Raw genomic sequence first — 276 nt, 5'->3', positions numbered from 1 at the left:
CGAAGCTGATCTCATTGAAGCCCGAGCCCTGATGGGTGTTCGACCGCCAGACCGCGCGCGTCTTGTGGGCCGGGAGCGGATAGGGCGCATCGTTCTTGCCGTTGAAGACATTGCCCACGACGACCGGCTTGTCGGGATCGCCCTCCAGAAACTCGACCAGCACCTCCATGCCGATCCGCGGGATGACCATGCCGCCCCAGCCGGCGCCGGCCCAGTTCTGGCTGACCCGGCAGCGCATCGAATAGGCGTTCGCCAAGTCCCAGTGGAACCGCACCA

The 276-nt window shown here is 65.6% G+C and carries 1 protein-coding gene; it reads right to left on the bottom strand.

Going from position 1 to position 276, the window contains the following annotated elements; genetic code table 11:
- Positions 1-276: phage baseplate assembly protein V (locus IT41_RS21410; protein ID WP_036744456.1), on the bottom strand; the 276-nt coding region annotated here is incomplete at both ends.

It is taken from the genome of Paracoccus halophilus, assembly GCF_000763905.1.
GTDB classification, from domain to species: Bacteria; Pseudomonadota; Alphaproteobacteria; order Rhodobacterales; family Rhodobacteraceae; genus Paracoccus; species Paracoccus halophilus.
The sequence above is the reverse complement of the archived record's forward strand: the minus strand, read 5'-3'. Positions and strand labels throughout refer to the sequence as shown.